The sequence below is a fragment of the Enterobacter sp. R-1.6.2 genome (assembly GCF_035064085.1).
Taxonomy (GTDB): domain Bacteria; phylum Pseudomonadota; class Gammaproteobacteria; order Enterobacterales; family Enterobacteriaceae; genus Enterobacter; species Enterobacter asburiae_B.
This window is the reverse complement of record NZ_JASEYI010000001.1, coordinates 336291-351431: the sequence shown is the minus strand read 5'-3', so window position 1 is coordinate 351431 and position 15141 is coordinate 336291. Positions and strand designations below refer to the sequence as shown.

The window sequence follows — 15141 nt, the reverse complement described above, 5'->3', positions numbered from 1 at the left end:
TGGGCGCAAACAAAAGAGAACCCGTTTTGAATTACCAGATGATCACGACCAACGACGAGCTGGCTTCGCTGTGCGAAGTGACGCGCGACTTTCCTGCCATTGCCCTGGATACCGAGTTTGTCCGTACCCGGACCTATTATCCGCAGCTGGGTTTGATTCAGATGTATGACGGTAAACACGTGTCGCTGATTGACCCGCTCGGCATTACCGACTGGACGCCGATGCGTGACCTGCTGCTCGATACCGCCGTGACGAAATACCTGCACGCAGGCAGTGAGGATCTGGAAGTCTTTCTGAACACCTTTGGCATCATGCCCCAGCCGCTGATTGACACGCAGATCCTCGCGGCATTCAGCAATCGTCCGCTCTCATGGGGCTTTGCTGCCATGGTGGAGGAGTATACGGGCCTGACGCTGGATAAAAGCGAATCCCGTACCGACTGGCTGGCGCGCCCGCTTACAGAGCGTCAGCTGGAGTATGCGGCGGCAGACGTGTTTTACCTGCTGCCGATTGCGGGACAGCTGATGAAAGAGGCAGAAGCCTCCGGCTGGCTCGCTGCTGCGCTGGACGAGTGCCGTATGACCCAGCAGCGTCGTCAGGAAGTGGTTGACCCGAAAGAGGCCTGGCGCGATATCAGCAACGCCTGGCAGCTGCGCACGCGTCAGCTGGCATGCCTGCAGCTGCTGGCAGACTGGCGCTTGCGTAAAGCGCGCGAGCGCGATCTGGCCGTTAACTTTGTGGTTCGCGAAGAGCATCTCTGGGCGGTCGCGCGCTATATGCCAGGCAGCCTGGGCGAGCTGGACAGCATTGGGCTTTCGGGCAGCGAGATCCGCTTCCACGGTAAAACCCTGCTGGCGCTGGTCGCCAAAGCGCAGGAGCTGCCGGAAGATGCGCTGCCGGAACCGCAGCTGAACCTGATGGACATGCCGGGCTATCGCAAAGCGTTTAAGGATATCAAAGCGCTGGTGCAGGCGGTTGCAACGGAAAGCAAGCTGAGCGCGGAACTGCTCGCCTCACGTCGTCAGATTAACCAGCTGCTGAACTGGCACTGGAAGCTGAAGCCGCAGAATGGCGTGCCGGAGATGATGGCGGGATGGCGCGGGGAATTGATGGCCGATCGCCTGAATACGCTGCTGGACGGTTACCCGCGATAAAAAAAATATGCCGGGCGATATACCCGGCATATTTCCCCGGTGGCGCTGCGCTTACCGGGGCGGCGAAAACACAAACCTACGGACGCGACTCTTCCGCTTCCGGGAGCGTAACGTTCAGCTCCAGAATCGAAATATCCCCGTCTTTTTGTTCCAGCTGCACCGTGACCATCTCCGGGTCAATCTGCACATACTTACAGATCACTTCCAGGATGTCCTTACGCAGCTGCGGCAGGTAGTGAGGCTCGGCGTCGCTACGACGACGCTCCGCAACGATAATTTGCAGACGTTCTTTTGCGATGTTGGCGGTGTTCTTTTTCCGCGAGAGAAAAAAGTCCAGTAATGCCATAACTTATCCTCCGAACAGGCGTTTGAGGAAACCTTTCTTCTCTTCTTCAATGAAGCGGAAAGGACGTTCTTCTCCCAGCAGACGGTCAACGGTATCGGCGTAAGCTTTACCTGCATCTGCCAATGTATCAAGGATCACTGGCTCGCCCTGGTTAGAGGCGCGTAACACGGACTGATCTTCCGGGATAACGCCCACCAGCTTAATGCGCAGGATCTCCAGCACGTCTTCCATGCTCAGCATGTCACCTTTGTTCACGCGGCCCGGATTGTAGCGGGTGAGCAGCAGGTGTTCTTTAATCGGGTCTTCGCCATTTTCCGCACGACGGGATTTAGAAGCGAGGATGCCCAGAATGCGGTCTGAGTCACGCACGGATGAAACTTCAGGGTTGGTGGTGATGATCGCTTCATCAGCGAAGTAGAGCGCCATCAGGGCACCGGTTTCGATGCCCGCAGGGGAGTCGCAGACAATGAAGTCGAAATCCATTTTTTTCAGATCGTCGAGCACCTTTTCCACGCCTTCACGGGTCAGGGCGTCTTTGTCACGCGTCTGAGAAGCCGGGAGAATGTAGAGGTTCTCGGTGCGCTTGTCTTTGATCATCGCCTGGTTAAGCGTGGCATCGCCCTGAATGACGTTTACGAAGTCATACACGACGCGACGCTCACATCCCATGATGAGGTCGAGGTTACGCAGACCGATATCGAAGTCGATAACGATGGTTTTCTTTCCCTTCTGGGCCAAACCAGTAGCGATGGCCGCGCTGGAGGTGGTCTTGCCAACGCCTCCTTTACCCGAAGTAACAACAATAATGCGTGCCATAGAAATTCCTTGTTAAAAAGGGATCAATTCAACGGTTGAACGGTCAACGCGTCGTCTGCCAGAAGCAGGCGAGCCGCTTTGCCATAAAATTCGGCTGGGATCTTGTCGCTCAGCCAATATTCACCTGCGATGGACACCAGTTCCGCCGTCAGGTGAGTACAAAATATTTGCGCATCTCGATCGCCACTTGCACCTGCGAGCGCACGTCCACGCATCATACCGTATACGTGAATATTGCCATCTGCAATCAGCTCAGCGCCAGCACTGACGTGGCTTGTAACAATCAGATCACAGTTTGGTGCATAAATGCGCTGACCGGAACGAACCGGCACATCAATCATTCGCGTTTTTGTGACGGTAGTAACGTTTTGCACCGCAGGAGGGGGCGTTTGCACGGCAACGGGTGCCGCACGCGAGGCTTTTTCTTTGCCCTCATTCAGAAGAGGCAGCCCCGCACGCTCAATTTCCGCTTTCAGCTCAGTATCTTTGCAGCCGCTGATGCCCACGATACGCAGTCCGGTCGAGGAGACGGCCTGCTGGAGAAGTTTCCAGTTAACCGGAGCCTCAAGACCGCTGACGTTGATAACAACAGGGGCGTGCTTCAGAAAGGCGGGAGCCTGGGCGATTTTGTCTTCTAACGCCTGACGAATAACCTCGGGTTTTGCATCATGCAAATGTACCACTGATAAGGTGAAGCTACTGCCTTTAAGCTCGATGGGCGTGTTTGACATCCTGGCCTTACTCAATTTGCTATTAACCGCAACCACTCGCTGCGATATTCCGAAGAGTATCAGGCATGTTATAGTCAGGAGTATATTGAGGCAAGCAACCACCCATTAATTCAGAGTAAAAACATGTTTTGTGTGATCTACAGAAGTACAAGCCGTGACCAGACCTATCTTTATGTCGAAAAGAAAGACGATTTTTCACGCGTGCCTGAAGAATTAATGAAGAACTTTGGCCGACCACAGCTGGCGATGCTGCTGCCGCTTGATGGTCGTAAGAAACTGATTAATGCCGATCTGGATAAAGTGAAAACGGCCTTAGCCGAGCAAGGCTATTATTTACAGCTTCCACCGCCACCCGAGAATTTATTAAAACAGCATCTTGAGGCGAACGGTAAAAAATAGTCTCAACTGTTTTTGGGCACAACACATCAACCGTTTAGGGGTCGACCATGTATCAACATCATAACTGGCAAGGTGCATTACTGGATTATCCCGTCAGCAAAGTGGTTTGCGTGGGCAGCAACTACGCAAAACATATTCAGGAGATGGGCAGCGCGACGCCAGAAGAACCGGTCCTGTTTATTAAGCCTGAAACGGCGCTGTGCGATATCCGCCAGCCGCTGGCGCTGCCGCAGGGGCTGGGCTCGGTGCATCACGAAGTTGAACTTGCCGTGCTGATCGGCGCGACGCTGCGCCAGGCCTCAGAAGAACATGTTAAAAAAGCGATTGCCGGATACGGTGTGGCGCTGGATCTGACCCTGCGTGACGTTCAAGGCAAAATGAAGAAAGCAGGGCAGCCGTGGGAAAAAGCCAAAGGGTTTGATAATTCCTGCCCGATTTCGGCGTTTGTGCCGGTGAGCGAATTTACCGGCGATCCGCAGGACACGCCGCTCAGCCTCAAGGTTAACGGTGAGATCCGCCAGCAGGGCACCACGGCAGACATGATCCATAAGATTGTGCCGCTGATCGCCTACATGAGTCGCTTCTTTACCCTGAAGCCGGGCGATGTGATCCTGACCGGAACCCCAGAAGGCGTTGGCCCGCTACTCAGCGGTGACGAGCTTGAGGTCGGTTTCAACGGCCTGTCGCTTAAAACCCGCGTGCTGTAACCCCATCTTGCCGCCTGAAGAGGGCGGCAAAACTTGCAACAACGTGCCAGACTCGTTATAAGGTGCGCTTTCTTTTGACGTGTGGACATCCTGATGAACGACATCCCTTTCTGGCAAAGCAAAACTCTCGACGACATGACTGACGCGGAATGGGAATCATTGTGCGACGGCTGCGGGCAGTGCTGCCTGCACAAGCTGATGGATGAAGATACGGATGAAATCTACTTCACCAACGTTGCCTGCAAGCAGTTAAACATTAAAACCTGCCAGTGCCGCAACTATGAGCGCCGGTTTGAATTTGAGCCTGACTGCATCAAGTTAACCCGGGATAATCTGCCGACGTTTGAATGGCTGCCGCATACCTGCGCGTATCGCCTGCTGGCGGAAGGGAAAGGTCTGCCTGACTGGCATCCGCTGTTAACCGGTTCAAAAGCGGCGATGCACGGTGAACGTATTTCTGTGCGCCACATTGCGGTGAAAGAGTCCGAGGTGCAGGACTGGGAAGATCACATCATGAACCACCCGACCCGTTGAGATTAAAAAACCCGCCGAGGCGGGTTTTTTATTGTGCGCTGTTGTGTCGGGTGGCGCTGCGCTTACCCGACCTACAAAACCGTAGGCCCGCGCAAGCGAAGCGCTGCCGGGCAACTTAGCGCCCGAACAAATCGCGTTTCTTCGGTTTGAACGGCTGAGCAATCAGCACCAGCAGCGCCACGACGAAGTAGGCGGCAAAAATGCCCACCAGCCACTGCGGCATCTCCAGCGTCAGGAATTCCCACTGGCGAACGGAGCAGTCACCGGATGCGACAAACACCTGCGGCAGCCATTTGTCCAGCGGCAGCCAGCTTGGGAAGCGGGCGGCAAAATCACAGGTCATAAACGGTGACGGATGCAATTGCATCATGGTGTGCTGCCAGGAGAGTTCAATTCCTTTCCAGGCGCTGTAGATCCAGATGGCAATACCGGCATAGCGAAGCGGCGATTTTGGGGCAATCGCACCCACCAGGCCCGCACCCATAATGCCGAACAGCGCGCTGCGTTCGTAAATACACAGTACGCAAGGTTTCAGTCCCATTACATGCTGGAACCACAGCGCGACCATTTCCAGCGCAAAGGCGGTCAGGGCCATTAACAACCACGCTCCGCGACCGCGGGAGCACTGGTTTAAAAATCTCAACATAATCATTTCCCTGGAACATGCTTAGAAAGCGCAGTGTAAACGAATTCGTTTTTCGCGCCACCTGTACCTGGCGAAATAAAACGTAATTGGATGTTTATCGTGCGAAAAGGCAAACGGGCAGCGAACTGCCCGAGATGCATAGTTTACTGCGCCGCAAGTATACCCGCTTGTACCAGCCATTGCGTACAGGGAATGAGGGTAATTTTGACGCAAAGCAATCCGACGATCGTGAGCACCAGCGTATAGGGCAGCGCCATCCATACCATCCTGCCATAAGAAAGACGTATGAGCGGCGCGAGGGCGGAGGTCAGCAGGAACAGGAAGGCGGCCTGGCCATTTGGCGTCGCCACCGACGGCAGGTTGGTTCCGGTATTGATCGCCACGGCCAGCAGCTCAAACTGTCCGGCGCTGATAACGCCTTGCTCCATAGCGGCTTTGGCCTCGTTGATGTAGACCGTCCCGACGAAGACGTTATCTGAGATCGACGAGAGCAGGCCGTTAAACAGGTAAAACAGCGAGAGCTGAGCATCCGGTGAGGCCTGTAATACAAAGGCAATAATCGGCGCGAACAGGTGCTGGTCGATAATCACCGCCACGACGGCAAAGAACACCGCCAGCAGGGCGGTAAACGGCAGGGCTTCGGTAAACGCCTTGCCGATGGCATGTTCGTCCGTCACGCCGGTAAAGGTGGTGGCGAGAATAATGACTGACAGGCCAATCAGCCCCACTTCGGCAAGATGGAACGCCAGCGCCGCGATAAGCCAGACGCCGATGATCCCCTGAGCAATCAGTCGTAGCGTCTCCTGGCGTGTCCGCTGGCTTCGGCTCTGCACATCGAATTTATGCAGCTCCTGACGAACCGGCTCCGGGAGCTGCGCCCCGTAGCCAAAGAGGTGAAACTTCTCCACCAGCAGACAGGTCGCCAGCCCGCAGATCAGCACCGGTACGCTCACCGGTGCCATTCTCAGGAAGAAATCACCGAAGTTCCAGCCCGCCGCTTTGGCAATGATCAGGTTTTGCGGCTCGCCGACCATGGTCATCACGCCGCCCAGCGCGGTACCCACGCCGGCATGCATCATCAGGCTGCGCAGAAACGCGCGGAACTGTTCCAGCACGTCACGGTTATGCGCCTCGACGTGGCTGTCATCCTGCAGGTCCTCATTTGGGCGAGAGGAGGCCACGCGGTGATAAATTCCGTAAAACCCAACCGCGACGCTGATCACTACCGCAACGACCGTCAGCGCATCCAGGAACGCCGACAGGAAGGCGGCGGCAAGGCAAAACGCCAGCGAGAGGAACATTTTCGACGGAATGCTGAGCAGCAGGCGCGTGAAGATGAACAGCAGCAGCTGTTTCATAAAGTAGATACCCGCCACCATAAAGATCAGCAGCAGAAGCACTTCGAGATTAGACGCCAGCTCTGCTTTGACATGCCCGGCGCTGGTCATACCGACGACGACGGCTTCAAACGCCAGCAATCCGCCCGGCAGAAGGGGATAACATTTCAGCGCCATGGCCAGGGTGAAGATAAACTCCGCCACCAGCAGCCAGCCGGCGATAAAGGGATTCACGCTAAAAATGATGGGATTAACGACCAGGAAAACCAGCAGTATCAGCTTATACCAGTCAGGAGACTGACCTAAAAAATTGCGCCATAGCGCGCGCCCAAAAGAAATTTCCACAACAGACGTCCTTCCCGTCAAGTAAGACAAAACATCAGTATACGCAAAAATCGCGGCCTGGAGGCGGATAAGGCTGCATTGTAAATTTCACAAAAATGAAACGGCGATCCCTCTTTTCTCTCTTTGCCGCGCTACCTGCCACTGCGTGCCTCTGGTATGATGAGTCCAATTTGCTAAAGCTGTGTAATGGAAATCTCACTATGGTCATTAAGGCGCAGAGCCCGGCGGGTTTCGCGGAAGAGTACATCATCGAAAGCATCTGGAATAATCGTTTCCCTGCGGGGTCCATTCTTCCGGCTGAACGCGAACTCTCTGAACTGATTGGCGTCACTCGCACCACGCTGCGTGAAGTGCTTCAGCGGCTGGCGCGCGATGGCTGGTTGACGATCCAGCACGGTAAGCCTACGAAAGTGAACAACTTCTGGGAAACGTCCGGGCTGAACATTCTTGAAACGCTGGCGCGTCTTGACCATGAAAGCGTGCCGCAGCTCATTGATAATCTCCTCTCCGTTCGCACCAACATCGCGACGATCTTTATTCGTACCGCTTTCCGTCAGCATCCGGAAGACGCCCTTGCGGTGCTGGCCAGCGCGAACGAGGTGGAAGATCACGCCGATGCTTTTGCCACTCTCGATTACAACGTGTTCCGCGGCCTGGCGTTTGCCTCCGGCAACCCGGTGTATGGCTTGATCCTCAACGGTATGAAAGGGCTTTACACCCGCATTGGCCGCCACTACTTTGCCAATCCGGAAGCGCGTAGCCTGGCGCTGGGCTTCTACCACAAGCTGAGCAAGCTCTGTACCGAAGGTCTGCACGATCAGGTTTATGAGACGGTGCGCCGCTACGGTCACGATTCCGGTGAAATCTGGCACCGTATGCAGAAAACGCTGCCGGGTGATTTAGCGATTCAGACTCGCTAAAAGAAAAAACCTCTCATACGAGAGGTTTTTTTTCGCCCGGTGGCGCTTCGCTTACCGGGCCTACAAAACCCGTAGGCCGGGTAAGGCGTAGCCGCCACCCGGCAAAAAAACGCTACAGCGTATTCAACCGCGCCGGGCAACGTTCCAGCAGCTCGACGCTCCCGTCTTCATTCTGCTGCTCCAGCTGCACGTCAAAGCCCCACAGGCGATGCACGTGCTTCAGCACCTCTTTACGCCCTTTATCCAGCGGCGCGCGATTGTGCGGAATATAGCGCAGCGTCAGGGAGCGGTCGCCGCGCAAATCGACGTTCCATACCTGAATATTTGGCTCAAGATTGCTCAGGTTGTACTGGGAAGAGAGGCGAGAGCGGATCTCACGGTATCCCTCTTCGTTATGGATCGCGGAAATCTCCAGATAGTTGTTGCGATCGTCGTCCAGCACGGTGAAGAAGCGGAAGTCACGCATGATCTTCGGCGACATAAACTGGCTGATGAAGCTCTCATCCTTAAAGTCGCGCATCGCAAAGTGCAGCGTTTCCAGCCAGTCAGAACCGGCGATGTCCGGGAACCAGTACTTGTCTTCTTCCGTCGGCGACTGGCAGATACGCTTAATGTCCTGGAACATGGCGAAGCCAAGCGCATACGGGTTAATCCCGCTGTACCACGGGCTGTTGTAGGGCGGCTGGAACACCACGTTGGTATGGCTGTGGAGGAATTCCATCATGAACCGCTCGGTCACTTTTCCCTCGTCGTACAGATGGTTAAGAATGGTGTAGTGCCAGAAGGTCGCCCAGCCTTCGTTCATGACCTGCGTCTGCTTTTGCGGGTAAAAATACTGGCTCACCTTGCGCACGATGCGCAGGATCTCACGCTGCCACGGCTCCAGCAGCGGGGCGTTCTTCTCCATAAAATAGAGCAGGTTTTCCTGCGGCTCGGACGGGTAACGACGCGCTTCGGCGATCGTTTTTTCCTCCTCACGCTTCGGCAGGGTTCGCCACAGCATGTTCACCTGGCTTTGCAGGTACTCTTCGCGACTCTTCTGCCGGGCTTTCTCCTCCTGCAGGGAGATTTTCTGCGGGCGTTTGTAGCGGTCCACGCCGTAGTTCATCAGCGCGTGGCAGGAGTCGAGCAGTTTTTCCACTTCGTCCACGCCGTAGCGCTCTTCGCAGTCGGTAATGTATTTACGGGCGAAGATCAGGTAATCGACGATGGAGCTGGCATCCGTCCAGCTGCGGAACAGGTAGTTATTCTTGAAAAATGAGTTGTGCCCGTAGCAGGCATGCGCCATCACCAGCGCCTGCATGGTAATGGTGTTCTCTTCCATTAAATAGGCAATACACGGATTGGAGTTAATCACAATCTCATACGCCAGCCCCTGCTGGCCGTGCTTATACAGCCGTTCCGTTTCAATAAATTTTTTACCAAACGACCAGTGCGGATAGTTAATCGGCATCCCGACGCTGGAGTAGGCGTCCATCATCTGTTCGGACGTAATGACTTCAATCTGATGGGGATAGGTATCCAGACGATACAGCTTTGCGACCCGGTCGATTTCGGCGAGGTAAACATCCAGCAGCTCGAAGGTCCAGTCGGGTCCATCGCTCAGACGTGTGTTGTCCTTGTTCAGGGAATCAATAGTAGCCATTAGCGCGCCCTCGTTGTGGGTGCTCTCTCTGTCTGGAGAGCCTCCTTTCAAGCATAGATCAACGTGTTAAAAAGCGTGCTGGGGCAGAAATTTTTTCTTTGCGATTTCGCGTTTTTGATACGGCAAAAAAACGGTATGCCGCAGCATATTATGCTGGTTAAAAATAACGCGCAGCAGGAGATCCCAAATTAGCACTATCCCCTGATGCTGGGGGATGTGTGAGGTAAGTCACCATAAAAAAGTCGTATGTTGAATAATATTTTCAACTAGGTTATCAATCCGTAATTAGAAGATTGTTCTTTTGCACATAATGGAGTGGCTATGCGTGTTGTCATACTGGGAAGTGGTGTCGTTGGGGTAACCAGCGCCTGGTATTTAAGTCAGGCGGGACATGACGTAACCGTTATCGATCGTGAATCCGGTCCGGCGCTTGAAACCAGCGCGGCGAACGCCGGGCAAATCTCTCCGGGGTATGCGGCGCCGTGGGCTGCGCCGGGCGTTCCGCTGAAAGCGATTAAATGGATGTTCCAGCGCCATGCGCCGCTGGCCATCAGCCTTGACGGCACGCAGTTCCAGCTGAAGTGGATGTGGCAGATGCTGCGCAACTGCGACACCCGCCACTACATGGAGAACAAAGGGCGCATGGTGCGCCTGGCGGAATACAGCCGCGACTGTCTGAAAGCGCTGCGCGCGTCGACGGGGATTGAGTACGAAGGCCGCCAGGGCGGGACGCTGCAGCTGTTCCGCACCGAGCAACAGTACGAGAATGCCACCCGCGATATCGCCGTGCTGGAAGATGCCGGCGTACCGTACCAGCTGCTGGAAGCCAGCCAGCTTGGCCAGGTTGAACCGGCGCTGGCGGAAGTGGCGCACAAGCTGACCGGCGGCCTGCGCCTGCCAAATGACGAAACCGGCGACTGCCAGCTCTTTACGCAACGTCTTGCGCAAATGTGCGAGCAGGCGGGGGTGAAGTTCCGCTTTAACACCTCCGTCGACAAGCTGCTGTCGGAAGGCGAAAAAATTTACGGCGTGAAGTGCGGCGACGAGGTAATCAAAGCCGATGCCTACGTGATGGCGTTTGGTTCGTACTCCACCGCCATGCTGAAAGGCATTCTCGACATTCCGGTCTATCCGCTGAAGGGCTACTCGCTGACCATTCCGGTGAAAGAAGAGAGCGGCGCCCCGGTGTCGACCATTCTGGACGAAACCTACAAAATCGCCATTACCCGCTTCGACAACCGCATTCGTGTGGGCGGCATGGCGGAAATTGTTGGCTTCAACACCGAACTGCTGCAGCCGCGTCGTGAAACGCTGGAGATGGTCGTGGGCGATCTCTTCCCGCGCGGCGGTTTTGTTGAGCAGGCGACGTTCTGGACCGGCCTGCGTCCGATGACCCCTGACGGCACGCCGATCGTAGGCCGCACGCCTTACAAAAACCTGTGGACCAATACCGGACACGGCACGCTCGGCTGGACGATGGCCTGCGGATCGGGCCAGCTGCTGAGCGACCTGATTTCCGGGCGCACGCCGGCAATTCCGTTTGACGATTTAAGCGCCGCGCGCTATCAATCGGGGTTTACGCCTTCGCGTCCACAGCACCTGCACGGCGCGCATAGCTAAGGAGTTGTCATGTCCCGTCCTGTTCTGGCCCAGCTGAACCTGCAGGCCCTCAAGGATAATCTGCAAATTGTTCGTCGGGCGGCCCCGGGTTCGCGCGTCTGGTCGGTGGTGAAAGCGAATGCCTACGGCCACGGTATTGACCGTATCTGGAGCGCGCTGAGCGCGACCGACGGTTTTGCGCTCCTGAATCTGGAAGAGGCCATTCTGCTGCGCGAGCGCGGCTGGAAAGGGCCGATTCTACTGCTGGAAGGGTTCTTCCATGCGGACGATCTGCCGCTGCTGGATAAGTACCGGCTGACCACCAGCGTTCACAGCAACTGGCAGATTAAGGCGTTCCAGGATGCGAAGCTCCATGCTCCGCTGGATATCTATCTCAAGGTGAACAGCGGCATGAACCGCCTGGGCTTCCAGCCTGAGCGGGTGCATACGGTCTGGCAGCAGCTGCGCGCCATGAAAAACGTGGGCGAAATGACGCTGATGGCGCATTTTGCCGACGCGGAAAAACCCGACGGTATTGCCGATGCCATGGTCCGCATTGAGCAGGCGGCTGAAGGGCTGGATTGCCCGCGCTCGCTGTCGAACTCGGCGGCCACGCTGTGGCATCCCGAGGCGCACTATAACTGGGTGCGCCCGGGGATCGTTCTCTACGGCGCGTCTCCCTCCGGTCAGTGGCAGGATATCGCCAACAGCGGCCTGAAGCCGGTCATGACCCTGCGCAGTGAAATCATTGGCGTGCAGACGCTGAAGGCCGGGGACACGGTGGGCTACGGCAGCCGCTACCGGGCAAAGGGCGAGCAGCGGATTGGCATCGTGGCGGGCGGTTATGCCGACGGCTACCCGCGCATCGCGCCGACCGGCACGCCGGTCTGGGTCGATGGGGTTCGCACGGGAACGGTGGGCACCGTATCTATGGATATGCTGGCCGTTGACCTGACGCCATGCCCGCAGGCGGGCATTGGCTCACCCGTCGAGCTGTGGGGTAACGAAATCAAAATTGACGACGTGGCTGCCGCGGCGGGCACGGTGGGGTACGAATTGATGTGCGCGCTGGCACCGAGAGTGCCGGTTGTGACGGTGTAACATATATTTATGTCGGGTGGCGGCTTCGCCTTACCCGACCTACAAAACCCTCGAACGTAGGCCGGGTAAGCGTTAGCGCCACCCGGCAAAAAAACAACTACTCGGTTTCCTCTTCCATCGGCCTGACGCCGACTTTTCTGACCGCGTTATCTTCTTTCTCCGCAACCGTCCAGATCATCCCGGCGAATTCTACCTGGTCGCCGACGACGGGGGCCGCTCCCAGCAGTTGCTGAATGATTTCCCCTAACGTTTGCTGCTTGTCGCGGTACTCCAGCCCTTCATCCAGGCCGTAAATCAGCGCTACATCCGCAAATTTGGCGCTCGCTTCCAGAATAAAATCGCCGAAGAAGCGCTGGTCCAGGGCCACCGGAGGCGACTGGCTGAACAGCTTGCCCAGCGCGGGCAGGTCGCGCTCGCGACCAATCACGCAGAGAATATCCCCCTCGCGCAGGCGGGTGCTGCCGGTAGGGTGCAGCAGGACATTATCGCGGAACAGGGCGGCAATGCGCGTTTCGGTCGGCATGTGCAAATCGCGCAGCGAGGCTCCCACGCACCATTTGTCGGCGCTCAGCTGATAGACAAACTGTTCCCACGGGTTCTCCGGATGAATATCGAGCCCCACGCGGGAGACCGGCCAGCCCACGGGCGGGACCACCACTTTGGCTTTTTTCGCCGCCCACCCGAGCGAGGTTCCCTGGAACAGCAGGGAAATCAGCACCACGAAGAACGCCACGTTAAAGAACAGCCGCGCGTTATCCAGACCGGCCATCATCGGGAACACCGCAAGGATAATCGGCACCGCGCCGCGCAGGCCAACCCAGCTGATAAAGACCCGCTCGCGCAGGTTGAAGCCGCGAAACGGCAGCAGGCCTGCAAATACCGACAGCGGACGGGCGAAGAAGATCATCCACGCGGAAAGCAGCAGCGCCGGAACGGCGATCGGCAGCAGGTCCGATGGCGTAACCAGCAGGCCCAGCACCAGGAACATGCCGATTTGCGCCAGCCACGCCAGGCCGTCAAAGTTCTGCAAAATGGCATGGCGGTTGCGAATAGGGCGGTTGCCCATCAGGAACCCGCAGAGATAGACCGCGAGAATGCCGCTGCCGTCCACTGCCGTGGTGACGGCAAAAATAAGAATGCCGCCGCTCAGCGCCAGCAGGGGGTAAAGCCCCGCGGGCAGCGAGATGCGGTTGATCGTCTGCTGTAGCAGATAGCCCCCCGCCAGGCCGATGACAATCCCCAGACCGAACTGCTGCAGGATATGTAACGCAAACATCCAGCTCAGCCCGCTTTCATGCTGCTGAATCATCTCGATAAGCGTAATGGTAAGAAATACCGCCATCGGATCGTTACTGCCGGATTCAATCTCAAGCGTGGAGCCAACGCGTTCGTTAAGCCCTTTTCCGCCGAGCAGGGAAAATACCGCTGCCGCATCGGTTGAGCCCACGATGGCGCCAATCAGCAAACCTTCCATGATATTGAGATGGAAAAGCCACGCGGCCATCATCCCGGTGAGGCCAGAGGTAATCAACACGCCGACCGTGGCGAGCGACAGCGCAGGCCCTAAGGCCACGCGGAAGGAGCTCGCCTGGGTGCGCATCCCGCCGTCCAGCAGGATCACCGCCAGCGCGAGGTTACTCACCATGTAGGCGAAGGGGTAGTTATCGAATGGGATACCGCCAATGCCATCAATGCCGGCCAGCATGCCGATGGCGAGGAAAATGACAAGAATAGGTATGCCGAGACGCGATGAAAATGAACTTAATAAAATACTGCTGGTTACAAGGACGGAACCCAAAATGAAAAGGCTGATTATCGCTGCGGCATCCAATGTTCTCTTACTCCCACCTCAATGTTAACGCTGTTACTAAAACCCTAACATATTAACAACGGCAACAGCGTTTTATTAAGGGGGTATAACGGCTTTTTTATGCCTTTATGACAGGATGACCGCTGATGGTCAGCCGGCTGCCAGAATCATTATGGATCAGGGTGGCGTGCGCCCCCAGCGCCAGGGTCACGGTTTGCTGCTCGTGGCCGAAATCCAGACCGGTGATGACTGGAATATCCAGCCGCGAGCGAACGAAGTCGACCATGGTCTCCAGGGAGTAACCCGCGTCATAGTCATTCGGAGCAGAGCCGCTGAAGCTGCCCAGCACAACCGCGGACTGGCGTTCAAGAATGCCGGCATGATAAAGCTGCAAGAGCATGCGTTCGACGCGGAACGGATGTTCGTTGATATCTTCCAGCACCAGAATGCCGTCCTCGATTTGCGGCATCCACGGCGTGCCGATGAGCGAGACCAGCATCGCCAGGTTGCCGCCCCAGAGCTGGCCTTCACATTCCCAGTGCGGCCCATTGCCTTGCCACTCCACGCTGTAGGTAGAATTGCGCAGCGCGCGCCAGAAATGTTCCACGGTAAACGCATCCAGCTCCGGTGCGCCGAAGTTACCGGCCAGCATCGGACCGCTGAAGGTGATGACGTTATGCAGGGCCAGCAGCCCAAGCTGGATGACGGTGAAATCGCTGTGGCCGCAGATCAGCAGCGGATCCTGCTGCTGGCGCAGTGCCAGCCCCTGCCAGTCAATGCTCTCCAGCAGCCGGCTCGCGCCATATCCGCCGCGCACCGCAAGCACAACCCGGTTTTCGCCCGTCAGGTTCACCAGACTATTGATATCATTCAGCCTCTGCGCTTCGGTACCGGCAAAACGCTGCTGGCGGCGGGGGATAATCGTCTGATTTTCTACCTGATGGCCAGATTCCAGCAAACGCTGAACGCCCCGCTGCGCCGCGTCCTGGTTAATGCAGTAGCCCGACGGCGCGATGAGATGAAACTGAGACATGGCAATTCCTTGCTGAAT

15 protein-coding genes are annotated in these 15141 nt (G+C 56.6%); 7 read left to right on the top strand and 8 right to left on the bottom strand.

Annotated features, from left to right (window positions below; all coding sequences use genetic code 11):
* Nucleotides 1–26 precede the first annotated feature (26 nt).
* A complete protein-coding gene (rnd, locus tag QMN93_RS01600; protein WP_182383715.1) occupies nt 27–1154 on the top strand; it encodes a ribonuclease D in 1128 nt (375 codons plus the stop codon).
* Nucleotides 1155–1230: 76 nt separating this feature from the next.
* On the opposite strand, the gene minE is transcribed toward rnd, so the two are convergent.
* Genes minE through minC form a run of 3 tightly spaced genes read right to left on the bottom strand, consistent with a single transcriptional unit; the run spans nt 1231 to nt 3047 of the window.
* On the bottom strand, nt 1231–1500 hold the full coding sequence (gene minE, locus QMN93_RS01595; protein WP_008500504.1) for a cell division topological specificity factor MinE: 270 nt from the start codon (nt 1498–1500) through the stop codon (nt 1231–1233).
* A 3-nt stretch (nt 1501–1503) separates the two neighbouring features.
* Nucleotides 1504–2316: a septum site-determining protein MinD gene (gene minD, locus QMN93_RS01590; protein WP_029742160.1), complete on the bottom strand. Its 813-nt coding sequence runs from the start codon at nt 2314–2316 to the stop codon at nt 1504–1506.
* A gap of 23 nt (nt 2317–2339) precedes the next feature.
* Entirely contained in the window at nt 2340–3047 is a 708-nt protein-coding gene (gene minC / locus QMN93_RS01585) for a septum site-determining protein MinC (protein ID WP_023312186.1), read from the bottom strand.
* A gap of 123 nt (nt 3048–3170) precedes the next feature.
* Between minC and QMN93_RS01580 the strand changes: the two genes are divergently transcribed.
* The 3 genes from QMN93_RS01580 to QMN93_RS01570 all read left to right on the top strand — a co-directional run bounded on the left by QMN93_RS01580 (nt 3171) and on the right by QMN93_RS01570 (nt 4687).
* Nucleotides 3171–3446 carry a YcgL domain-containing protein gene (locus tag QMN93_RS01580; protein ID WP_029742143.1) on the top strand — a complete coding sequence of 92 codons (276 nt, stop codon included), beginning with the start codon at nt 3171–3173 and terminating at the stop codon, nt 3444–3446.
* Between the two features lie 47 nt (nt 3447–3493).
* On the top strand, nt 3494–4153 hold the full coding sequence (locus tag QMN93_RS01575; protein ID WP_029742142.1) for a fumarylacetoacetate hydrolase family protein: 660 nt from the start codon (nt 3494–3496) through the stop codon (nt 4151–4153).
* Nucleotides 4154–4246: 93 nt separating this feature from the next.
* Nucleotides 4247–4687, top strand: a complete 441-nt coding sequence (locus tag QMN93_RS01570) for a YcgN family cysteine cluster protein (protein ID WP_033145818.1) — start codon at nt 4247–4249, stop codon at nt 4685–4687.
* 115 nt (nt 4688–4802) lie between these two features.
* Here QMN93_RS01570 and dsbB read toward each other — a convergent pair whose 3' ends face one another.
* Together dsbB and nhaB are read right to left on the bottom strand one after the other, a co-directional pair.
* Nucleotides 4803–5333 (bottom strand): disulfide bond formation protein DsbB, encoded by a 531-nt coding sequence (dsbB, locus tag QMN93_RS01565; protein ID WP_023312182.1) that lies wholly within the window; start codon nt 5331–5333, stop codon nt 4803–4805.
* Between the two features lie 143 nt (nt 5334–5476).
* Nucleotides 5477–7015, bottom strand: coding sequence for a Na(+)/H(+) antiporter NhaB (gene nhaB / locus QMN93_RS01560; protein WP_193139463.1), 1539 nt, complete (start codon nt 7013–7015; stop codon nt 5477–5479).
* 200 nt (nt 7016–7215) lie between these two features.
* On the opposite strand from nhaB, the gene fadR reads away from it, so the two are divergent.
* Entirely contained in the window at nt 7216–7935 is a 720-nt protein-coding gene (gene fadR, locus QMN93_RS01555) for a fatty acid metabolism transcriptional regulator FadR (RefSeq protein ID WP_023336056.1), read from the top strand.
* Between the two features lie 112 nt (nt 7936–8047).
* On the opposite strand, the gene QMN93_RS01550 is transcribed toward fadR, so the two are convergent.
* The gene (locus tag QMN93_RS01550) at nt 8048–9580 is read right to left on the bottom strand and encodes a SpoVR family protein (RefSeq protein ID WP_023293929.1); all 1533 of its coding nucleotides are present in this window, start codon (nt 9578–9580) and stop codon (nt 8048–8050) included.
* A 321-nt stretch (nt 9581–9901) separates the two neighbouring features.
* Between QMN93_RS01550 and QMN93_RS01545 the strand changes: the two genes are divergently transcribed.
* Nucleotides 9902–11200: a D-amino acid dehydrogenase gene (locus QMN93_RS01545; RefSeq protein ID WP_033145816.1), complete on the top strand. Its 1299-nt coding sequence runs from the start codon at nt 9902–9904 to the stop codon at nt 11198–11200.
* A 9-nt stretch (nt 11201–11209) separates the two neighbouring features.
* Nucleotides 11210–12280, top strand: a complete 1071-nt coding sequence (gene dadX, locus QMN93_RS01540) for a catabolic alanine racemase DadX (RefSeq protein WP_193139461.1) — start codon at nt 11210–11212, stop codon at nt 12278–12280.
* 97 nt (nt 12281–12377) lie between these two features.
* Here the strand turns inward: dadX and QMN93_RS01535 are convergent, their stop codons facing one another.
* The gene (locus QMN93_RS01535; protein ID WP_045887993.1) at nt 12378–14111 is read right to left on the bottom strand and encodes a potassium/proton antiporter; all 1734 of its coding nucleotides are present in this window, start codon (nt 14109–14111) and stop codon (nt 12378–12380) included.
* 97 nt (nt 14112–14208) lie between these two features.
* Entirely contained in the window at nt 14209–15123 is a 915-nt protein-coding gene (gene ldcA / locus QMN93_RS01530) for a muramoyltetrapeptide carboxypeptidase (RefSeq protein ID WP_063930921.1), read from the bottom strand.
* Between the last annotated feature and the right edge of the window lie 18 nt (nt 15124–15141).